General features: G+C 39.9%; 24 protein-coding genes and 1 tRNA gene. 7 read left to right on the top strand and 18 right to left on the bottom strand.

The features are described 5' to 3' along the window. Positions 1-2 precede the first annotated feature (2 nt). Complete coding sequence (locus CKK33_RS10605; protein ID WP_095704082.1) at positions 3-1,088, bottom strand: HEPN domain-containing protein; 1,086 nt, start codon at positions 1,086-1,088, stop codon at positions 3-5. Positions 1,089-1,218: 130 nt separating this feature from the next. On the opposite strand from CKK33_RS10605, the gene CKK33_RS10600 reads away from it, so the two are divergent. After that, complete coding sequence (locus tag CKK33_RS10600) at positions 1,219-1,617, top strand: helix-turn-helix domain-containing protein (protein WP_095704081.1); 399 nt, start codon at positions 1,219-1,221, stop codon at positions 1,615-1,617. A gap of 143 nt (positions 1,618-1,760) precedes the next feature. Here the strand turns inward: CKK33_RS10600 and CKK33_RS10595 are convergent, their stop codons facing one another. The 8 genes from CKK33_RS10595 to CKK33_RS10560 all read right to left on the bottom strand — a co-directional run bounded on the left by CKK33_RS10595 (position 1,761) and on the right by CKK33_RS10560 (position 7,478). Beyond that, the gene (locus tag CKK33_RS10595) at positions 1,761-2,375 is read right to left on the bottom strand and encodes a hypothetical protein (protein WP_095704080.1); all 615 of its coding nucleotides are present in this window, start codon (positions 2,373-2,375) and stop codon (positions 1,761-1,763) included. Positions 2,376-2,387: 12 nt separating this feature from the next. Beyond that, on the bottom strand, positions 2,388-3,344 hold the full coding sequence (locus CKK33_RS10590; RefSeq protein ID WP_095704079.1) for a relaxase/mobilization nuclease domain-containing protein: 957 nt from the start codon (positions 3,342-3,344) through the stop codon (positions 2,388-2,390). Further along, positions 3,334-3,717, bottom strand: coding sequence for a plasmid mobilization relaxosome protein MobC (gene mobC / locus CKK33_RS10585; protein WP_095704078.1), 384 nt, complete (start codon positions 3,715-3,717; stop codon positions 3,334-3,336). Before mobC ends, CKK33_RS10590 begins: the two co-directional genes overlap by 11 nt. A 246-nt stretch (positions 3,718-3,963) precedes the next feature. Next, positions 3,964-4,224: a helix-turn-helix domain-containing protein gene (locus CKK33_RS10580; protein ID WP_095704077.1), complete on the bottom strand. Its 261-nt coding sequence runs from the start codon at positions 4,222-4,224 to the stop codon at positions 3,964-3,966. 12 nt (positions 4,225-4,236) lie between these two features. Next, complete coding sequence (locus tag CKK33_RS10575; protein ID WP_095704076.1) at positions 4,237-4,503, bottom strand: AlpA family transcriptional regulator; 267 nt, start codon at positions 4,501-4,503, stop codon at positions 4,237-4,239. Between the two features lie 164 nt (positions 4,504-4,667). Then, positions 4,668-5,429 (bottom strand): hypothetical protein, encoded by a 762-nt coding sequence (locus CKK33_RS10570; protein ID WP_095704075.1) that lies wholly within the window; start codon positions 5,427-5,429, stop codon positions 4,668-4,670. Positions 5,430-5,554: 125 nt separating this feature from the next. Continuing rightward, positions 5,555-6,157 (bottom strand): RloB family protein, encoded by a 603-nt coding sequence (locus tag CKK33_RS10565; protein ID WP_095704074.1) that lies wholly within the window; start codon positions 6,155-6,157, stop codon positions 5,555-5,557. Further along, positions 6,144-7,478 (bottom strand): ATP/GTP-binding protein, encoded by a 1,335-nt coding sequence (locus CKK33_RS10560; RefSeq protein WP_158223424.1) that lies wholly within the window; start codon positions 7,476-7,478, stop codon positions 6,144-6,146. The genes CKK33_RS10565 and CKK33_RS10560 overlap by 14 nt, the downstream gene beginning before the upstream one ends. 167 nt (positions 7,479-7,645) lie before the next feature. Here CKK33_RS10560 and CKK33_RS10555 point away from each other — a divergent pair, with 167 nt between their 5' ends. Genes CKK33_RS10555 through CKK33_RS10540 form a run of 4 tightly spaced genes read left to right on the top strand, consistent with a single transcriptional unit; the run spans position 7,646 to position 10,903 of the window. Beyond that, positions 7,646-8,611, top strand: coding sequence for a CBASS oligonucleotide cyclase (locus tag CKK33_RS10555; protein ID WP_095704072.1), 966 nt, complete (start codon positions 7,646-7,648; stop codon positions 8,609-8,611). 5 nt (positions 8,612-8,616) lie between these two features. Next, complete coding sequence (locus CKK33_RS10550) at positions 8,617-9,126, top strand: hypothetical protein (protein ID WP_095704071.1); 510 nt, start codon at positions 8,617-8,619, stop codon at positions 9,124-9,126. A gap of 2 nt (positions 9,127-9,128) precedes the next feature. Further along, complete coding sequence (locus CKK33_RS10545) at positions 9,129-10,064, top strand: AAA family ATPase (RefSeq protein WP_095704070.1); 936 nt, start codon at positions 9,129-9,131, stop codon at positions 10,062-10,064. Between the two features lie 2 nt (positions 10,065-10,066). Further along, the gene (locus CKK33_RS10540) at positions 10,067-10,903 is read left to right on the top strand and encodes a DUF6602 domain-containing protein (protein WP_095704069.1); all 837 of its coding nucleotides are present in this window, start codon (positions 10,067-10,069) and stop codon (positions 10,901-10,903) included. 94 nt (positions 10,904-10,997) lie between these two features. Here CKK33_RS10540 and CKK33_RS10535 read toward each other — a convergent pair whose 3' ends face one another. Further along, positions 10,998-12,224, bottom strand: a complete 1,227-nt coding sequence (locus CKK33_RS10535; protein WP_095704068.1) for a site-specific integrase — start codon at positions 12,222-12,224, stop codon at positions 10,998-11,000. A 308-nt stretch (positions 12,225-12,532) separates the two neighbouring features. Beyond that, positions 12,533-12,606: transfer RNA gene (locus CKK33_RS10530), tRNA-Pro, on the bottom strand. A gap of 435 nt (positions 12,607-13,041) precedes the next feature. On the opposite strand from CKK33_RS10530, the gene CKK33_RS10525 reads away from it, so the two are divergent. Together CKK33_RS10525 and CKK33_RS10520 are read left to right on the top strand one after the other, a co-directional pair. Next, positions 13,042-14,769, top strand: a complete 1,728-nt coding sequence (locus CKK33_RS10525; protein ID WP_198952459.1) for an FAD/NAD(P)-binding protein — start codon at positions 13,042-13,044, stop codon at positions 14,767-14,769. Beyond that, the gene (locus CKK33_RS10520; protein ID WP_198952458.1) at positions 14,747-15,340 is read left to right on the top strand and encodes a DUF1543 domain-containing protein; all 594 of its coding nucleotides are present in this window, start codon (positions 14,747-14,749) and stop codon (positions 15,338-15,340) included. Before CKK33_RS10525 ends, CKK33_RS10520 begins: the two co-directional genes overlap by 23 nt. 9 nt (positions 15,341-15,349) lie before the next feature. Here CKK33_RS10520 and CKK33_RS10515 read toward each other — a convergent pair whose 3' ends face one another. The 7 genes from CKK33_RS10515 to CKK33_RS10485 form a co-directional block, all read right to left on the bottom strand. Next, positions 15,350-15,820, bottom strand: a complete 471-nt coding sequence (locus CKK33_RS10515; RefSeq protein WP_095704066.1) for a nucleoside triphosphate pyrophosphohydrolase family protein — start codon at positions 15,818-15,820, stop codon at positions 15,350-15,352. Between the two features lie 33 nt (positions 15,821-15,853). Next, complete coding sequence (locus CKK33_RS10510) at positions 15,854-16,513, bottom strand: peptidylprolyl isomerase (RefSeq protein WP_095704065.1); 660 nt, start codon at positions 16,511-16,513, stop codon at positions 15,854-15,856. Between the two features lie 70 nt (positions 16,514-16,583). Further along, positions 16,584-17,372 (bottom strand): SDR family oxidoreductase, encoded by a 789-nt coding sequence (locus tag CKK33_RS10505; RefSeq protein ID WP_095704064.1) that lies wholly within the window; start codon positions 17,370-17,372, stop codon positions 16,584-16,586. 22 nt (positions 17,373-17,394) lie between these two features. Then, complete coding sequence (locus CKK33_RS10500; protein WP_095704063.1) at positions 17,395-18,249, bottom strand: fumarylacetoacetate hydrolase family protein; 855 nt, start codon at positions 18,247-18,249, stop codon at positions 17,395-17,397. 6 nt (positions 18,250-18,255) lie between these two features. Continuing rightward, entirely contained in the window at positions 18,256-19,020 is a 765-nt protein-coding gene (locus CKK33_RS10495) for an SDR family NAD(P)-dependent oxidoreductase (RefSeq protein ID WP_095704062.1), read from the bottom strand. Positions 19,021-19,032: 12 nt separating this feature from the next. After that, positions 19,033-20,688 (bottom strand): UxaA family hydrolase, encoded by a 1,656-nt coding sequence (locus CKK33_RS10490; RefSeq protein ID WP_095704061.1) that lies wholly within the window; start codon positions 20,686-20,688, stop codon positions 19,033-19,035. A gap of 195 nt (positions 20,689-20,883) precedes the next feature. Beyond that, the gene (locus CKK33_RS10485; protein ID WP_095704060.1) at positions 20,884-21,756 is read right to left on the bottom strand and encodes a glycerophosphodiester phosphodiesterase family protein; all 873 of its coding nucleotides are present in this window, start codon (positions 21,754-21,756) and stop codon (positions 20,884-20,886) included. Positions 21,757-21,792 lie beyond the last annotated feature (36 nt).

Here is a 21,792-nt window from a genome sequence, read left to right as displayed (position 1 = left end):
CATTAATCTTCGGTTTGTATTTCGTTGTTGCTATTTCCAACCTCTGTACGGAGATTGTTAATCCATTCAAGGCATAAGTTTTCCGCAAGTTCTACAAATGCAGCAACACGCTCTAAAAGCATTATTGCATCGTCTTCATCAATTTTAAAGTCTTCTTTGTACCGGGCGTTGCCATAGCTATCGCGTAGGATTTGAAACAATCTTACCGAATCAGCATCATTTGCCGGAAAAACTTGTAATGGTTTATTTGAAAAGCAACTGCAAAGGGCGATTAACCTTGCAATATTGTGCAAATCAATTCGGTAGCCCATGTGAACTTTAATAAGTGTAATGCAAGCCTGCTCTACTGCCTGATGTAAAGAGAAAACACCATTTTCAAAAAACTTTTGGTTGCGTATGCAATCGGATGCGCTGTACAAAAAGCCTGATGCCATCCTGATATGGTTATGAAAACGCTTTTCCGCTTTTTCAAGCGTATTAACAGGATTTAACTTCGGCAACGCGATGTCAAGAAATGTTTCCCTGTCGTGGTGTAGAGATATGCCCTTAAAAGCATAAATGAAAAACCTATTTCCCTGCGCTATGGCGCTTCGGGCATTTTCATAGCTGTGAGATATGGCAGTTACTTTGAAAGTTTTATAATGGTTATTGACGTAATCCTGTATCTCATGTTCTACCCGTTCTGAACCTTTTGTAATAAATAACAGGAAATAATGCAGATCGATATTTACACCGGAACTGAGATCTACGAAAACGCTGAAATGATTAGCCAATTCACTTTTCCGGGCAAAACAAAAGATGTGGGATAGTTCATATTTTTTCGATACTGCCTCAATTAATTGTTCCAGTTCGTTAGCCTGTTCTTCTGTGGCAAAACTATCATCGACCAAGTCCTCTATAGGAAACTCCCGATTGAGTGCTGCTTCTAATACGAGTGCTCGCTGCCGCTCCTGTTCGTAGAGCCGTTTATATTCGGAATCATTCAAATTATTAGGGTCAAGTTTGACACCATCCACGGAAATACTACCTGTATCGCTGTATATGGTAAGATTTCCTATTGTCGTTCCGTTAATGTTAATTTTTTCCATGCTGATTGAAATTTTGTGACCGTTTCAATCAAATTTCTGCGAGGTAGCTTGCGTATCGAACTCAAAGGGTGTGTTTTTTACCCGGTACGACGTTATCTTTACCGTTATAATTTCTTTGTATATTTGAATTATGGAAACCTCTGCTAAACCCTCAAACAATCATATAGGTAGGAAAATTGGCCGCATTCGCGAAATGCGTGGTATTAAGCAAGATACACTTGCTACCGAATTAGGCATTAGCCAGCAAGCAATATCGCGGATTGAACAGAGCGAAACTATTGAGGATGAGGTATTAGAAAAGATTGCCAAAATATTGGGCGTAACAACTGAAGCAATAAAGAACTTTACTGAAGAAGCCGTGGTTAACTATTTTAATAATACATTCCACGGTAGTAATCATGGCCCATTTTACCATTGTACGTTTAATCCGTTAGATAAACTGCTGGAATTAGTAGAGGAAAACAAGAAGCTATATGAACGCCTGGTTCAAGCAGAAAAAGAAAAAAACGATCTTTTAACAGGTAAATAAATATTTCAACTATGAAATATTTATTTAAAAAATACTGTCGTTATGTAATTACTTGACGATTGTGATAAGATTAGGTAAAAGCCAGGCGCAATGCCCGGCTTTTATTTTTCTCAAGCACCATGATTAATTAGTAATCAGGTAGATTACCTTGATTTACGCTTTTTAAGCTTTTCTAATCTTTGCTTTGCATCCTCATTTTTTTCTTTCGCCTGCTTTGCATCAAATTCCGCATTTAGTATTTCTTTTCGATGTTCGATATTTATTTCTGCCTGATTAAGTAGCGTGTCCTTGTTTACAGAGTATGCACTATCGACCTGACCGGCCACACTCGGATAAAATCCCTGCACAATCTTATACTTGTTTTTATAATCAGACCGACTACCTAACTCGAACGCCAAAACGCCAATTATTCCAACTGACGCGGCAGAAATCCCAATCAAAGACAATATTACCCTGACCATAAATTTGGATTTAGTATTAAACTCAATTTTGTTGCGGATAGGTATTTCCTTTGGAAAGGATTTTAATTGCTGGCCATATATGTCTAATTGATTTCCGTATTGCTTTAACTGATCGTTGAGTTCTGTTGTTTTCGTTCCTTTGTTCTCGGCAATAGATCTTTCTAACTCCTTGATTTGCTCCGGCATTGCTTCAAGGTTTGATGCCTCCAATTTACTTTGTCGCTTTTCAAGCTCACTGAACTTACGCGATAAGCTATCTATAATCTCCTGCTGTAAATTATCTTCGTGGTTTTTCATAATTCTAATTGTTTAAATTTTCATCCCCCTGCTTTGTTCTTCATCTTCACCCTGGCCTTTCTTTCTGCGTTTACGGGGCGGTTCGGGGTCAGTGGAGATTACCGGCATGTGTCCAAATAAATCGAGTGCTGCGCTCAATGCTTGCCTATCGCTTCCTTGCTCTTTTCCTCGTTCGCTATTTAACACCTCCCGTAACTGCTGAGCTAACGATGGCTGCTGAACAACTATTTGTTTTTCTTTAGCCTGCTCCTGCAACTGTTTGGCGAGGTTACCATAGCTTAAACTTCGGTCTATTTCAGATCCTTTAAAGGTGTATTTGCCTTTGCTGAAACTAACTCCCTGTATCTCCAGCGAACCGCTTTTTAACTTGTATTGCGTTGTAATACCTTGTTTAGCTAATATCTGCTTTAGTTCTCCGATAGTGTTCACCTGCTTGCTCGCAGCTTTGATCTTGTCGTACAATTCATATTTGACTTTATCGGCACCTTTGAGCTGTTCCCTTTTCACTTGTTTCTTATCCAATGCGATATATAACCCATGTTGCAAAGTGAGCGCCTTAGTGATCTTAATGCTTTTATACTGTTGGAAATTATCGGCAATAGTCTTACCGTCATTATTAACCCGGTTATAAACGATGTGCAGATGTGGGTGTGCCTTATCCTGATGCCGGACAATCAAAACCTGCGTGTTCTCAATCTTCATTCTTTGCAGATAGTCTTTAGCAATAGCGGTCATCAGGTCGTTGGTTAATCTACCTTTATCATTCGCACTAAAGCCTAAAGCAATGTGACCGACCGCCTGACCCAATCCGGGATTAAGCTTCCGTTGCATATTAAAATCTGCTATCATGTGCTTTACATGATCTGTCCTAATGCCATCGGCAAAAAGCAACTCCGCATCCTTTCTCAATACATTGTATTCCACAACACCGCCGAAGCTTCTGCCGGGCTTGGGTATTTTAGCGATCATCGTTATTGAAGTATTTTAATGCCTGGTCAATCTCATTTAAAACCTCACTACATTTTCGGGCGACCGATAGCAATCCGTCACGGTGGGCAAGCCTTGTCAACTGGTTTAAATTGTTGGCAAGTCCTGCCAGCATCCGCATCAATTTCATATCATCGACCGATAGACGGGCGGTGACCCGCGCGGATTTAGCCGCCGCCCTTACAAAGTCGCTTAGGCTCATACCTGCTTCTTTTGCCCGCTTGTCGTAAACCAATCGTTCGGTAGCGGTCAGGCGGATTTTAGCGTGTGATTCACGCTTAATGCTGGTTTTCGGCCTGCCGCCTTTATGCTTCGGCTTTGTCGTTTTTGTTACGGTCTTTACTGTGGTTTCCATACACTTATATTATCCTTAAATCCTTTTCCCCTTTTTGCGACCATCGGGAGCAAAAAGCAAGTTTGCCGTCCTGCCGAAGGCATGGGCGGAGTTTTCGGGTACCGAAAACACAAACTTGCTTCTTATCGGCAAATGGATTTAGTTAACGGCCTCCGGCCGGTCTATCCAGATACACAGCTATACCGCAAGCGGTATGCTGCGCCGCCCTTTTACCAAAGCTTCGCTTTGGGCTTCGTACACGAAGCCTTACTTCCCGTTACCCTCTAAAAGGGTTTCAATATCTTCACGCTTGTAGTAAAGCAAGCCGCCGATCTTGGTATATCGGAGCGTTCCGTTAACTCTTAAATTCTGCAAGGTGCCGGGTGAGATATTAAGCAGCTTCCTGACTTCGTAACTTTTAAGCCACTGCTTACTCTGACCTTGACCGGGTTTTAAAAGTCCCTTGATCTCGTATAATAAGTTCTCTAACTTTTTTAAATCCTCTTTTGTGATAAACTCGATGTTCATTTTGCCCTCCTGTTACTCTTTAATTTTTTGTTGCATGATTTTGAGCACTTCGCTCTTTTTGAAATACACCCGTTTATGCAGCCGCAAAAACGGTAAGCCTTTTTTCATCCAGTCCGTAAGCGTGACCAATGACACGCCCAATTCCTCGGACAGTTCCTTTTTGGACAATAGCCGTTCGTCCTGTGGCAAGGCTTCGCTTGCCTTAAAATGTTCTTGTAATTCTGCCCTGACTGCATCCCTGACACACCGGCTTAGGGCTTCCTGGTTGATGATCTCCATGAAGCAAATGAAAACAAAAAGGTGTCGCGGGCGTGACCACGCGGAACTGCGTGGTTAAATTGACGGCGTTTATATTAAGCTAAGACAAGCTTATAAGATTCTGAAATTCAGGCTATTGCTGCCTTTAAAAAGAGAAAAGAAGTACGGCTAAGTTTGAACGGTTTTCAACTCCGCTTACGGGCAGGTTTAAGCTGAAACAGTTTTAACTCTGATGGGATTTTGGCGTATTTTGAGCCGGGATTATTCTTATCGGCAGGGAAATATCGGCGTATGGTTTCTAAACTGATCTCGTTATTACCCTCTTTAAAATACTTGGCGATCATCTTGCACCATACGATCTGCGTTTGGGAAAACACCAATTCTTTACCGTCATCAGGTAACATAGCTTCCTGCATTTGCAGGCATATATCCAAAAAGCTTAACAAGTAACCATCCGCAATATTGATATACTCCTGCGTGTCTAACTTTCTCGTCGCTTTCAGGTCATCTTTAAGTGCTACTATCTCGTTCTGCTGCTTCCTGATCTCGTCCTGCTGCTCGGCAATAATCTCCGGTAAGGTTTTTTGCGTGTTCCACTGGTCGATGGAACGTAGATACTTTTGAAAGCTAATTAGCTTATCCAATATGTCCATGTCCAGCGCATGGCTTGAATTAAAAGGGTCTTTGGTTTCTATGAACTTAATGCGGCGTAAAACGATCTGCCATACAAAAGAAAAAAACTCCTGCTCACCATTCGGCTCTTTGCTTAAAAAGTAAGTCAGGTGGTAGAGATAATATGGGGCGTATTCGAGTTCTGGTAGTGTAAATAGTTTCTTTATAAATAGATTGTCCTCGTAACCTTTCTTCAATCCAACAAATACACCAATATCATATTTGTGAGGGTTACGATCATAAGGCTTATGGGGTTTAAAGTACTTGTTAGGCATCGTTTAAATCATAGTATATAGTAAGAAAAAACTTTATTTTTTGTTCACGTATAGTGAATAAACTGATAACAGAATCGTTATATGTGATTTACGATATAATCGTATCGCAATTAATTTCATTGTTGTTACCAATTGTTTCCCAAAAAGTATAGTAATTGAGATGCTAACTTGTAAAGCTTCGTTACACCTGACTCAGGGAAATAATTTTCTTTATTAGAGTCTGCTTCTTCTGAATGCTTCGTCGCTGTCTGGATTTGAGAAGCAAAGAGGTCGCGATTATATCCACCTTTAACGATTTCCGGTAAATGGGCTTTTAATTTTTTGGCACTATTTAAATCTGCCGGTATGGTTTTAATAAAATGATAACATAACCAAACTTCAAAACTTGGATTACTCATTCCAATATGATAGTTTTTGGAATTTTCACAGGCGTCATACAAATTATGAATTTCGGCTTTAGGCCATCGATCAACATCTAGTACGAACCAAACAAAATCCTCTTTCTCTATACCATGTTGGTTATCATATAGGGCAAGCCTTTCCAAAAAATACTTAGCTGCCGATCTACCGCCCTCTCGGCTAACTATCCTAATATCGATTCTTAATGATAGTTTTTTAAAGAAATGAAAGTAATCATCTTCTCTTTCACCTTCAGCAACAATAATAAATTTTCGGAAATCCCTATGAGGTTTTCCCTTTTTGTATTCGCGGTTTTTATTCCTCGACATATTGCCCCCACTTTAGATCCTTTAAGTTTCCTAAAAATGGGATTGCGCCAAATCTTCCAGATAAATATCCCTTTCTGATGTCAAAATCTGTTCTCACATCATAATCACTGAGCACATAAAATTGTGATGAGCATCCTTTGCTTTTTTCGGCAAACCAAATTTCATCCTGTCTAAACAAATCCAAATCCAATAAATTTGATTCATGGGTTGTGAATATCAATTGGCCAAATCTTTCTGAGTCATTCTGAATTTTAGTTACAAATTCTTTCAATAACGATGGGTGGATACTCTGATCAATCTCGTCAATGATAACGGTTACCTGATAATTCTTTATCAAAAATAATAATGGAATAAAATCAATCAACCTTAACGTACCATCAGATTCTTCGTAAAGTTCAAATTTTACCTTTTTGCCATTAGGATCGGCATGGTAGGAGACAGGTTTTTTTACTACCGGCTTTCCTCCTTCAATCATGGCCAGGGCATTTTTGAAATCTCCAACACTTTCCGATTCGCCACCTCTGATTTTCTTAAGTACCCGATCTTTTTCGGCAGAATTATCCTCGCCGAAATACAAATCAAAATCTATTGTTTGTACATCAATTTCCTTAATTCCTGTTTCCAAATTGCAAATCAATTCGTTAGTGAAAGATTTGAATCTGTCATCGTTTAGGAAGTTGTTTACAAGCCCCGAAAAGTGCATTCGCGGAAAAATAATGAACATTCCCGTTTCCAGCCAATGCCGTGCATCCTGAATTTCTTTGAACTTTTTCTCTTTTACAGTAGTAAGAAATGGTTTATCAGCCTCTAAAATATCTTCGTAAACTTTAATAAGAATTTTATCTTCCGGGGTTTTAGAGTATTTATCACCCATTTTTAGGCTTTCTTGACCGCCCTTTTTTAACTTTCTCTCAAAAATGATGTCATCCGGTTTCTTTCCAAAGTTCAGTTTAAACATCCATTCTTCTACAATTGCGCTTTTATATACGGATATTCCGTAGGCATATCCATTTTTACCAGATAGAAATTCTATTTCAAAAGTTGTTGGTTTGTCTTCGTTCTGATCAAGTCGGAAGTAAGAATCTTCAGGAATATAATTTACCGTTTTATCTAAAATGATATGCCTCAAGACGTTTATTGCAGTTACCAGATTGGATTTTCCTGCACCGTTAGCGCCATAAATGACAGCACTTTTTAAAAGGTCAACTTTTGAAAACGAAAAAACATGATTAGGAAGACGCCTAACCTCTCCTGTTAGCATATTAAATTCTGTTTCCTGGTTAAATGATAGAAAGTTTTCAACAGTGAATCTTATGAGCATGGGGTCGAATTTGATGTAATTATAACGAAAAACCCGAATAAACATTATAATAAAATAATAAAAATGTTGAAAAAGTGCAATATATGACGAAACTTTCGTCGTAACCTGTTGTTTTTTTATTATATTTGTCTAAATTATTTTTTGACAAAAGTTAAAAACAGAGAATTATGGGAAGAATACACGTATCTCACGATGATATCGCACAGTTTGCAAAAGATCGCGTAAACCTGCCGAAAGATAAAGCAGATACATATAGGGCACAAGCCGCACGGGTTCGCGAAAAAGTTACTGAGTATGTAGATGACCATCCTGATTTTAAACTTAGAAAAATTCTCCTTTCAGGTAGCCTGGCTAAAGGAACAGCTTTGCGAACGCTTAATGATATTGATATGGCATGTTATATAAGTGGATCAGATGCACCCCATGATATAAAGGCGCTATTGGAATATCTTGCTGATAAATTACGCAAGGCATTTCCTAATATGGCTCCTGAACAAGTGCAACCGAAAACCTATTCTGTAACGATTTCTTTCAGAGGCTCAGGCTTAGATGTAGATGTCGTTCCAATACTTTATTATGGAGACGTAAACTGGTATGGTTGTGTAGTGAGTCAGGATGATGGTTCTCTGCTGGAGACCTGCATACCCCGACACCTTGAATTTATAAGAACACGAAAGGCGAAGCAAAAAGATCACTTTTCGCAAGTGATTCGTTTAGCAAAATATTGGGTAAGAAATATAAAAGCCGAAAACAGCGACTTTAAATTTAAATCCTTTATGGTTGAATTAATTATGTCAAAGCTTTTGGACGATGGTCTTAATTTCTCTGATTATCCCGAAGCTATGCAAAGTTTCTTTACCTATCTTGCTAAAAGTGACCTGAAAGAAATTATTTCATTCAGTGATTACTATAGAGCGTCAGAAATACCTTCATTCGGTGAGCGTGTACGAATTATAGATCCTGTAAATCCTAAAAATAACGCTTCTAAGTTGTACACAACTAACCAGGCAAATGCCATTATAGATGCGGCACTCGATGCGGGGGATGCCATCGATGCAGCGTTATCTGCAACTACAAAAGAAAAAACTGTTTACTACTGGCAAAAAATATTTGGCCCATCATTTCAAGTTTAATTATTATGAGTTCATATACTAATACAGGCACCTCTACATTTACTGTAACACATGCCAAATACCTGGCATCAAAGGTTGCCGCAGATTTAAAACGCATACAGCGCTTTTATAATTCACCGTCAGATACTGAAATTGCTGATTATGAATCAGAATTAATAGAATTTTTAAAGAAGGGATATCTTCAAGAAGTCACCTACGGATTTAAGATAAATGGAACTTGGACGGAACCTACATTAAAATATACCGCACAAGATCTTGCCGATGCTTATGCTAATGACGATGATCCTGGAAGAATAAGCCCTAATGCCAATGTTAATGGCGCATATTTCAGTTCTTATATGACCTATACATGGGCTTATCACTTTTTATCTGAGGCTGATAAAAATTCCTTTCATAACTCATTACCATTTGTTAGAACAGGAGCGCCCCAGCCGGGATTTAATGGGTATTTAAGTTCAGATAAGAGCTATTCATCAGGAGGCAAATCGCTAAACCGCTCATCTTTAAAAAGTTAATAATGGAAAATAACAAACCAACATTTGCGGAATTATTTGAGCAAACTATAGTATTTCCTGATCCAGATATGCATGACCGATATGGTTTACTTGTCGGATTAGATGATACAAAAGAAACTTTAAAAAAGATTTTAGGATTGCTAATCAATCCGGATGGTGTCGCAAAATGGGCTAAAAAACACCACCCGGATGCCAGCCAAATCTTAAATTTTGTTACCAGGCGTCCACCATTAATCGTTTTGGCTGGTGATGTTGGTTCAGGGAAATCAGAATTGGCATATACAATAGGGGATGCAGTTGCAAGGCAGGAAGACATTGATGTTGAATTATTTCCGCTGAGCTTGGCCACAAGAGGCCAGGGGCGGGTTGGACAGATGACTCAGCTTGTATCCTCTGCATTTGAATATACACTTGAACGGGCCAAAAAGCTAAAAAACCATTCGGGTAAATCTAGAGGTGCAGTAATCTTGCTTGTAGATGAGGCCGACGCACTTGCACAATCTCGCGAAAATGACCAAATGCACCACGAAGACAAAGCGGGGGTTAATGCATTTATTAGGGGTATTGATAGTTTGGGCAATGGGAAATTTCCGGCTGCGGTAATAATGTGCACTAATCGTCCAAATTCACTTGATCCTGCAATTCGCCGTCGTGCAGCGGAAATTGTTTATTTCAAAAGACCGTCCGACGAAAGCAGATATGGTGTATTATCCGGGCCATTGCGAGAGTTGGGTTTTAAAGATCACGACATTCAACGCATGGTCACCTTAACGGGGCCTTCAGACGACAGAAAATATGGCTATACTTTTTCTGATATTGTTCAACGTTTGCTGCCATCTTTAGTATTAGATGCTTACCCGGATCAATCAATTCAGCCCAAAAGAGCATTTGAGATTGCTGCGAATATTATTCCTACAGCACCATTTAAAGAAAGTTAATTATGGCAAGTAAGGTTATTTTAAAAGATTTATTTTCTGCGCTTCAGCTTCAAATGTCAGCTCAATTGAGCACAAACCGTGAATTTATATTGCATCCAGGTTCAAAAGGGGACTCGCTCGAAGATACTTGGATAGAATGGCTTAGGAAATACCTGCCTAATCGTTATTGTGTCGATAAAGCTATCGTAATCGATAGTACGGGTCAGTTAAGCGATCAAATTGATCTCGTAATATATGATCAGCAATATACACCGTTTGTACTCACACAAAATGGAATTCATTATATTCCTGCTGAGGGCGTTTATGCGGTATTTGAAGTAAAACCCGATCTTAACGGCACAGTAAATGTATCTTCAGAGAGTATTAGCTATATAGAGTATGCAGGTCGGAAAATAGAAAGTGTTCGAAAACTTAAACGTACCTCAACATATATAATCGATCGTGGCGAACAAAGACCTCCAAGGCCACTAACAAAAATTATCGGAGGAATATTAGCAAGTACAAATACCATTAAAAAAAATGAGACTTTAGAAAATCATTTAAAGTCGTTATCTGGTCTTAAAGGTATTGATATGGGATGCGCAGTTGATTTTGGTGCATTTATAATTGAACATGATGGTCAGGAGGATATTAAAAACACAGACATTTTATCCCGAATTAAAGACTATTATAATTCAAGAACAATTTCAGGGATTGAATTTAGTAAAGCTGATGTATCATTAGTGTCGTTCTTTTTTCAATTAACACGGTACCTACAACAAAGTATTGGCTCTGTTGCTGCTATCGATATGAGTGAATACGCAAAAGCAATTAAAATAGAGATTGATGAAGCGCTTTAGTTTGATTTTAATCTGACTTTCTGTTTTACTATATTATAGAGTAAACGTAAGTAAATCTACGGTCACAGATAGCGACCGTAGATTTCTCAGTTAATTATTGCAGACGAGCACTTAAGGCGGCCATATCATCATTTATCTTACTTTCTATAACCTTTGCATAAATTTGTGTCGTAGTCAATTTGGTATGACCTAACAGCTTGCTTACTGTTTCAATCGGGACACCATTAGTTAAGGTTACAGTTGTTGCGAATGTATGGCGTGCTATATGGAACGTCAGCGGTTTGTTTATGTGGCACATATCAGCTATCTCTTTCAAATAGCTGTTTAATTTTTGATTGCTCAACGTAGGCAGTACCTTTCCCTCTGCTAATGCTTGTGGATGGCCTTTGTATTTTTCGATAATTACTAAAGCTTTAGGCAATAATGGAACTCTAACAGGCTCATTTGTCTTTTGCCTGTTGGTCATAATCCATAGGCTGCCTTTAGCCTTTTCGATCAGGTTGGCTGGTGTTAAATTATAAACATCAATGTAGGCAAGCCCGGTATAGCAACTGAAGACAAATAGGTCTTTAACAACCTGTAACCGTACGATATTGAAATGCTTGTTTTCAATCCTTGCCAATTCATCTTTAGTCAAATATTCCCGCTCGACTTTATCAAACTTCAATTGATAGGCCTGAAATGGATTGCGGTCTAACCACTCTAACCTGACAGCAAGGTTTACCATCTTGCAGAACCTTTCAAGGTGTTTCATCAACCCATTGTTTTCTAATCGCTTTTGGCCTTTTTCCGGTTTCCTATTTCTTAAGAAGTACTCAAAATCAGTAATGAACTTATAGCTGAGTTCTGAAAGGTACTTGTCATTAGTGCTAAAGCGTTCTTTGATAAACTCTTTAAGGTACTTTTGGGTGGTAAAGTAGTTCTTCATCGTACCAGGCTTCAATATCTGCGCTTGTTCGGAGTTGTGATAAGTCATCAATTTGCATAGGGTAAATTCGGCCTGATCTTCACCAGTGAATTTATCCTTTACTAATTCCGCTGTAACGAGCTTCTTTTGTAATGATAGCTGCTGATAGCTTTCTACAATGCCGGACCGGTATTGCTCTAAATATTTGTTCAACTTTACAATTTCTTCTTTGCTGCCCTTTGCCATTCCCTTGTTTGCATTCCAGTTGGCGGGATCAATTGAACGCTTTACTGAAACATCGGTACGTTGACCGTTTACAGTGATTCGCGCATAGATAGGTGTTTTTCCGTCATTGGTCGCCTTGTACTTTCTTAAGTAGAAGATTACGCCAAAGGTGCTGTTCTGTGTTTTCATATTCGTCAATTTTTATTTCGCAATAGCTTCATATTGACGGGCTTTGATACCATTTAGCAGGCGGGCGATTTGCCCATAAATTTTCAATACACTAAAAGACACCAAAACCAATCAAAATAAATCAAATAACAAATTGACTATCAGTTACTTAATTCGCTATTTGTGCCCAAATATAAAGTATAGATTTGGGGCACCGAATAGGGTACATTTTCTTTGATATAACTTGAATATATTGGGGTGGAATAAAATAAAAAAGCCCCTAAATCATAGATTTAAGGGCTTTTTGGTATCGCTTGACACCGTAAGCGTCGGGATGGCAGGATTCGAACCTGCGGCCTCCACATCCCAAATGTGGCGCGATACCGGGCTACGCTACATCCCGTTTGGTTTTCTTTGGGACTGCAAAGGTAGCTTTTTTGCGTACCTGTGCAAACTTTTTTTTAAATAATATTGGATAAACAATCTAATCAATTCATTTGCAAAAACTTAAATTTTATTCAATGTTAGATACATTAATATTGTACTACATAATATACAGCATATGAGTTATTGATAAGCTATACATACACGGTTACTTTTGTTTAAGCAATTATAAATAATAATTGAGTATGCTTTACAGTTTTAAACTGGGAAATTGTGAGGCTTTATTTGAAAACCAGGACGATCATACTATTAATTTAGGGGGGATATGATCTTCCTGCAGAGCCGTATAGCATTGATATACGGCTTTTTTGTGCACAATTGCTGTGATAACAATCATAATAAAACAATTAGGTGTAAAAACAGGTATCTTAAATTAAAAGACACCAACTTATACTTGAAGATAAAAAAGCATATAGCTATACTTGGCGGAGGGCCGAGCAGCTTATTTATATTTAAACGTTTTGTCGAATCAGGTGAACACAATTTCACCATTTCCATATTTGAAAAGAGCGATCGCCTGGGAGCAGGCATGCCCTACTCACGTGATGGCGCAAATGATGAACACGTTACCAATGTTTCGGGCAATGAAATACCAGATTTAGTTACTTCGCTAAATAAATGGATTAAATCGGTACCACGTGATACAGTTGATAAATATCACATTGATCCTGAAAAATTTAACGATTACAAAGTATTGCCCCGACTACTGTTTGGCCAATATCTTACCGAACAGTTTAAGCTATTACAACGAAAGGCCAGTGAGAAAGGAGTTGAATATGAAATATTTTATAACAACTGCGTCACAGACATTATAGATCGCCCTGATGAAGAAAAGGTAACAGTTATCATTAACGATAATCAGGTTTTAGAATTTGATATTGTAATTATTTCTACCGGACATAATTGGCCTAAGAAAAATGAAGATAAAATAAAAGGATATTACGATTCACCTTACCCCCCTGCAAAACTGGCGCATAAGATCAATCACCCGGTGGCAATTAAAGGTTCATCATTAACTGCCATTGACGCTATCCGTACACTTTCCAGGCACAATGGCCATTATCACAGAAACGAAAATGGCCAAGTTGTTTACCATCTGCATAATGATAGCCCGGATTTTAAAATGGTCATGCATTCTCGTAATGGTTTGTTACCCGCTGTAAGGTTCCATCTCGAAGACCCTCATCTTTCCAAGAATCAAACCCTTACACCACAACAAATAAAGGATCACAGAGCACAAAATAACGGCTTCTTATCTCTTGATTATGTTTTTGACCAGGATTTTAAACTTCCCCTCAAAGCCAAGCGGCCTACGTTCTATGAGGAAATTAAGGACATGAACATGGAGGAGTTTGTTGATGCGATGATGACTCTGCGTGAAAGTATAGATCCTTTTGAATTGTTAAAAATAGAATATGACGAAGCCGAGGCATCTATAGCTCAACGAAAGTCTGTTTATTGGAAAGAAATGCTCGCTATATTAAGCTTTGCAATGAATTACCCGGCAAAATATTTTTCGGCCGAAGATATGTTGCGCATCCAAAAAACACTTATGCCGCTAATTTCTGTAGTAATTGCCTTTGTACCGCAAAGCTCAGCCGAAGAAATGATGGCACTTCACAATGCAGGTGTACTGGAAATAATAGCCGTAGGTGATGATAGTTACGTGGAGCCTGCTGATGAAGCAACTGTTTATCATTACACCGATACTAAAGGGAAGCCAATTAAAAGTTCTTACAAAACCTTTGTCGACAGCACGGGGCAACAACATTTCGCTTATGATGATTTCCCTTTTAAAGGCCTTATCAAATACAGGACGCTTGCGCCGGCCCGATTAAGATTTAAAGACCAGGCAATGGGTTTAATAGAAAAGGACAAAGGGAATAAGAATGTTTATACAGACTCTGAGGGAAATTATTACCTGCAGGTACCTGGGATTGCCATTAATGATAATTTTGAAGCTGTAGATAGTTATGGTGCGCTGAATGAGCGGATATATATCATGGCTGTTCCGTATATTGGCGGCTACAATCCGGATTACTCCGGCCTCGACTTTGGTGAGGCGGCTTCGGATATTATTGTAAAAAGTATTTTAAACCATGAACCAGCAACCCGGTACTAATTATAAATTATTTATGGTGCTTTTAGGCTCAAAAGCGCCCGGAAGGCATATTGAACAACATGACTTTTTCTTTGGTATAGGCACATCCATTAAAGAACTCGTTCCGGAAATGAAAGCTTTTTGGCCTGAAGCCGGCGCAAGCCTACATATTGATGGCTGGCGAGAGGTAAATACAGTTGATGGGTACAGCATTGTGGTTAGCCCTAAAGGAGAACAAAAGGTTGCCGACGAAAAAAAATTATTCTTTATTAACCTTGGTGGTTACAAAGCCGGTGACCTGGCCGAGCAGCATTACACCATGTTATCCGTTCAAACAGAGCAGGCATTAGCGGTACAGGAATCTAAAAAAACCGTGTTCTTTAAAACCAATAGCATCACACCATCAACTACAACAAAAGGCGCTAACGCGCATGTTGATGATAAATATGGCATAGATGTAGATGATATATATCGTATTGAAGATATTTTATTGCCTCATCAAAAAGCTAATTTCAGTATCAGTATCATACCGAATTCGTCCTTGCCGGATGATGAAATTTACCTTGGTTACTTTAAATTAGATAAGCTGTAATAGTACAGCTTATCTTTCAACAATACTTTTCAGATCAGCGGGAGAATAGTTTACTGATTTCAATGTCTTATTGTCGTGACTCCTGTAAACCAAAAAGCGTTCATCCTCCTGGTGCATGTATGCCTCACAGCCTTCCTTAGCTTTGTAATGCGCTATGGTTTGGCTTGCTTCATCGGCTGAGTTACATGCCTTGCTCATGTTTGAACGATGCACCTCGTCAAACAGTTCCTTAAATTTATCAGCCAGGCCAAACTCCAATATTGCGCCGGCCAACACATATTGTATATCGCACAGCGCATCGGCTATTTCAACGATATTGTTATCAGCTACTGCTTCCTGTAATTCTTTTACTTCTTCTGCAAGTAAGGCAACCCGCAGATCGCATCTCTTTTTATCGGGAATGGTTGGGTTATTTAAAATAGGGTGTTTAAATGTACGATGAAATTCCGCTACTTTATTGAGTGATTCTGCTTCCTGCATATTTAGTACAATTAGTTGATTAAGTTTTTAATTTTAAAATATCTCTTTTACCTGACGTGGACTTAATACCGTTACCTTCATCCAGACCGGATTATCCGGGTTGCCGTTTTTATCTACATTAACGGTGGTAATTTTATCAATAAGGTCCATACCTTTTACAATTTCACCAAACACCGTGTAATGCCCATCTAAAAATGGAGTGCCGCCAACAGTACGGTAAACGTTTCTTTGTTCGGGCGCAAAGTGGTAATGGTATTTCTGTTCTACCATATCCAACTGTTCATCTGTCCAGGTTTTGCCGTCAACTATGTAGAATTGGGTACTGAATGATGATTGGGACGGATTATTATCGCGCCCCATTGCAACTGCACCACGATGATGAAAAAAGGCCGGAACTAATTCGGCGGGTAACCATTTTTGCTCTGAATTGAGTTGTTTACCTTTTTCGTATAACGAATCTGGGTCGCCACCCTGTATCACAAAATTCTTTAATATACGGTTAAAAGTGGTTTTATTAAAATAACCTGCTTTGGTTAATTTGATAAAGTTATCGCGATGCACTGGGGTTTCGTTATACAACTTTACCACACACCAACCCTGTGGCGTTTCAATTTTTACATACCGGTTATTGGGTTGCGCAAAAGCAAACGAACTTAGTACGATACAGAAGAAGAAAATGATACGCTTTGCCATTCTTATTTCTATGTGGCATTTAAATAAGCAAAAATTATCCGCGCCTGCAAATTGCGAGGATGTTGCGATGCTAATCTCTTAGCAGCGCTCTATCCAGATGTACGTAGCCCCCATCCACATGAAGCAGTTGCCCTGTAGTATGGCTGGAACGCTCCGAAAGCAAAAAGGCTGTTGTATTGGCAATTTCCTCGGCCGTGGTCATGCGGTGTTGTAAAGGAATACGCGCGTTTATCTCTCTCAGCGTTTCTTCAGAGTTAGGCAAGGTAGTTATCCAGTTCTCGTATTGCGGAGTCCAGCACTCGGCAACTACTACGGCGTTAACACGTATGTTATATTTAAGTAATTCAACAGCCCACTCACGGGTAAGTGCGTTACGGCCGCCATTAGCGGCAGCATAGGCTGATGTTTCGCCCTGACCTGTTTCGGCAGTCTTAGAACTGATATTTACTATAGCGCCCTGCGTTTTTTTAAGTTCAGGTAAAGCGAAATGTGCCAACAGGTAATAGTGTACCAGGTTACGATGCAGAGAATCCATAAAGCCCTGGTAACTCCCCTTCTCTAAACCTACACCGTCATTTAGCCCGGCATTGTTTACTAAACCATCAATTTGGCCAAATTGATTTACCACATTTTGAATAACTTTTTCGCAATTTTCGGGAACAGAGAGTTCTGCGGCAACTTGAAAAGCACGACCACCTTTTGCTTCAATTTCTTTTACAGCGAAAAGGTTATCCTCTTCATTCCTGCCAATAATTACAGGTATAGCACCCTCGTTAGCAAGCACCATGCTAATGCCTTTGCCTATACCTTTAGCACCACCACTAACGATGATAACTTTATCCTTTAAAAATAAATCCATGTTATCTGATTTAGTGCCGCAATTATTGGTTGTAAGCCCTTAATGTTTGCTTTTGTGTCCCTAATCCATCAATACCTAATTCAACCACATCCCCGGGGTTAAGGTAAACAGGCGGCTTAAAGCCCAGGCCAACTCCTGCTGGCGTGCCTGTTGAGATAATATCACCCGGCAATAAGGTCATGAACCGGCTGATGTAAGCTATTAAATATGGTATATTGAATATGAGGTTAGCTGTTGTGCCATCCTGCATCATTTTCCCGTTCACACTCAACCACAAACGTAAATTGTTCACATCTTCAATTTCATCGGGTGTTACCAGGTAGGGCCCCAGTGGGGCAAATGTATCACAGCCTTTGCCTTTATCCCAGGTACCGTTACGCTCCAACTGAAATTCTCTTTCAGATACATCGTTGTGCAGTAAATACCCGCCAATGTAAGTTTGCGCTTCAGCTTCAGTAACATAAGAGGCTTTTTTACCAATGAGTACGGCAAGTTCAACCTCCCAGTCTGTTTTTTGTGAACCTTTAGGAATAATCACATCATCATTTGGGCCGGTAATAGCTGTTGTACTTTTAAAGAATATGATAGGCTCCGAAGGTGTAGGTGCGTTAGTTTCGCGGGCATGGTCTGCATAGTTTAAACCTATGCAGACAATTTTAGAAGGACGACCTACCGGGCAACCCAGGCGCTCATCTTCACTTACAACTGGTAGCTGACCATGACCGGTAGCAACATACTCTTTTAGCTGAGCCAAGCCGTCGCTTTCAAAGAAGGCTTCATCAAAGTTTGAAGCAAAACCAGATACGTCCAGTCGCTTTCCATTATATATAACACCGGTTTTTTCGGCACCAGCCTTTCCGTATCTGATCAATTTCATTAGTTCTTAATTGTTTAATTTAATAAATCCGCCATCAATAGGATAATCGCAACCTGTAATAAATGAGGCTTCGTCTGAACATAAGTACAAAGCCAACGCGGCAATTTCAGCAGGCTGGGCCATACGGCCGATCGGCTGGCTTTGAGAAAGTTTCTGAAACATTTCCTCTTCCCTGCCAGGATAATTTTTGCTGATAAAGCCATCAACAAACGGAGTATGTACCCGGGCAGGTGAAATGGTATTGCTACGAATATTGTATTGCATATAATCACGCGCTACTGACAAACTCATGGCGTAAATAGCCCCCTTGCTCGTAGAATAGGCAAACCGGTCGGTTATACCCACCAATGCCGCAATAGATGCCATGCTTAAAATAACGCCGCCCTTGCGTGCCTTCATCAAAGGAATAGCCGCATAAAAGCAATTATAAGCTCCCTTAACATTAACGCTGTAAATACGGTCAAAATCTGATGCGCTGGTATTCTCCAGATTACCTACATGCGCTATACCGGCATTATTAACCAATATATCTACTTCGGTTATGCTGTGAAATATATCTACCATCTGATCCTGGTTGGTCACGTCGCCACCGTAGGCAAATGCCTTACCGCCCGCCTCCTGTATTTCTTTTACAGTGTCAGAAGCTGCGGTTCCATTTAATTCTATAATATGCACTATGGCGCCTTGCCTGGCAAATAGCTGGCTTATAGCCTTGCCTATGCCACTACCTCCTCCGGTTATTACCGCTTGTTTTCCTTCTAAGCTGAACATGTTTAATAAAAATTAGAGTGATACGCCCCTTTTCCACGGTATAAAATCGTCCTGGCCTAACTGCACCGCCTTAGGTTTTATGTTGCCGCTGGCTACGTCAATTACGTACTTGAGTATACGTTTTGCTGCTTCAGCAATACTTTCTGTACCTTCTATAATAGTGCCGCAGTCAATATCAATAATATCGGGCATACGCTTATAAAGTGCCGTATTGGTAGATAGCTTAATAACCGGTGCTACAGGGTTACCAGTTGGTGTACCCAGGCCTGTTGTAAACAATACTACATTAGCGCCTGCAGCTACCTCGGCGGTAGTGCTTTCCACGTCACTGCCGGGGGTGCATAACAAGTTTAAGCCCGGTTTTGAAACCTTGCCCGGATAGTCCAGCACATCCACCACCGGCGAAGTGCCGCCTTTTTTTGCTGCACCGGCAGATTTAATGGCGTCTGTAATTAATCCGTCCCTTATGTTTCCGGGTGAGGGATTAGCGTAAAAGCCTGACCCCGCTGCCTCGGCCTGAGCATTGTAATTACGCATCAGCTCCATAAAACGCAAAGCCGAACGTTCGTCTACGCACCTGTCGCTCAGTTCCTGCTCTACGCCGCACAGTTCCGGAAATTCTGCCAGGATCACACTGCCACCTAAAGCTACCAGCATATCTGAAAAATACCCCAGTGCCGGGTTAGCTGAAATTCCCGAAAACCCATCGGAACCACCACACTCAAGTCCTACGCATAATTTTGATAACGGCGCCGGCATCCTTTGTTGCTTATTAGCTTTTATAAGACCGGTAAAGGTTTGTTTAAGCGCCTCCTGCATCAACCTGCTTTCTGTACCCATTTGCTGCTGCTCAAGTATAATGAGCGGCTTATCAAAACGCGGGTCTCTTTTGTTGATCTCAGTTCTTAATATATCGGCCTGCGCGTGCTGGCATCCTAAACTCAGCACGGTAGCACCAGCAACGTTTGGATGCGTAATATAGCCCGCCAGCAGCCCGCAAAGAGCGTCAGAATCAGACTTGGTTCCTCCGCATCCGAGTTCGTGATTCAAAAACTTGATACCATCAATATTAGCAAATACCTTACGGGTTTGTTGTTCATTCACAGATTGATGAGCTATATCAGCAGATAATATTTCCTCAACAGATTTACCCGCCCTGTACATTTCAATCAGGCTGTCTACTTCCTGTTCGTAACCTTTAGGCTGGTCAAAGCCCAATTTAGCATACATGGCATCTTTTAGCACATTAACATTTCTGTTTTCGCAAAAAACCAGTGGTATTACCAGCCAATAGTTGCCGGTGCCTACACTACCATCACTGCGATGATATCCCATAAAGGTCTGTGATGCAAAATCGCCTATGTCCGGCTTATCCCATTGCAGTTTACGCTCGCCCAATTCAAAACCGGTTGAAGCGTGATGTATGTTTTCGGTGGTTATGCCAGCGCCTTTATCAATGCTTTCATTAGCTATGCCTACCAAAACACCATACATGTAAACCTCATCGCCTTTGTTCAATACATCAATAGTGAACTTGTGCTTCGCCGACACACCTGTGGTAAGATTAAATGTTTCGCCATTGTGCTGTATTAATTTACCAGCTTGTAGATCTTTTAACGCAACCAGAACATTATCATGCGGATGTATCTGTAGATAGTCAGTAGACATAGTAGAACTTATCATATATTTATAAGGCTTACAACAAGATTACTGAAGCCCTTTTAGGTTTTATTTTGTTAATACAAATAAAGCCATTTGCATTAACTGATATTCAACTTTATTACCATAAAATTATATGATATTGGCATATCATCAATTTTACGTTCCTGACTTGCTGGTTCCTCCCTAAAAACAATTAACCTTTTAAAACCGGTCCGGATAATCAGAGATCATACCGTCAACGCCCAACGCCTTAACAGCTTGAATGTCTTTAGGATCATTTACCGTCCAGGGAATCACTTTTATGCCGATCGAATGGCAGTCGTCAACCACCTGTTTATTCAGCATTTTATAATCAGGGCTGTATATAGTTGGCTTAAAAGTTAAGGCAGACAGATTGGTTTTAAGATCTTTCTGATTAGATACCAGCCAGGCTGTAGCAACCGCCGGGTATTGCCTGTGTACAATTTCAAGCGTACGCGGATCAAATGACTGGATGATCACTCTTTTTAGTATTCCTTTTGCAACCAATACAGCCATAAGCCGGTCAACAAACTCTTGAGGGGCGGGGTGTTTAATATCATCACCATCGGGGCTTGTTTTGGTTTCAATATTATAATGCGGCGCAGGTAGGTGTTTTGCCTTGGCGTAAGCCTCTACCGTATCTATAAGCACCGACAAAAGCGGTATATGTTCTTTTATTTTCTGCTGATGCGGAAATTGCTTATAAAATTTACTTCCTACGTCAAAGCTTTTTATTTCTGTATAACTAAGGTTGTATAACCGTAATGCCGAAGCCTCCTGCCTGGTAAGGCTATCGCCATTAGCTTTTAATGTAAATGCCGGGTTAATGTATTGATCATGTGATATAATAGGCAACTTTTCTTTAGTGAATGAAATATCCATTTCAAGCGTTACACCAAGTTCCACAGCTTTTTTCATAGACGAAATGGTATTTTCAGGCATAAGCCCCCGCCCTCCTCTATGGCCTTCTTTATCAAAGGCTCTCTGCGCGTGTAATGATGATACTGTTGAAGCAGATAAGATAAATAGGATAATGATAACCAGTTGTTTCATAAGATGTATACACGGAAAATGCTTACAAAATTAACC

This window comes from Mucilaginibacter sp. MD40 (assembly GCF_002288635.1).
In the GTDB taxonomy this organism is placed as follows: Bacteria; Bacteroidota; Bacteroidia; order Sphingobacteriales; family Sphingobacteriaceae; genus Mucilaginibacter.
This window is presented reverse-complemented; position numbering and strand designations above follow the sequence as displayed.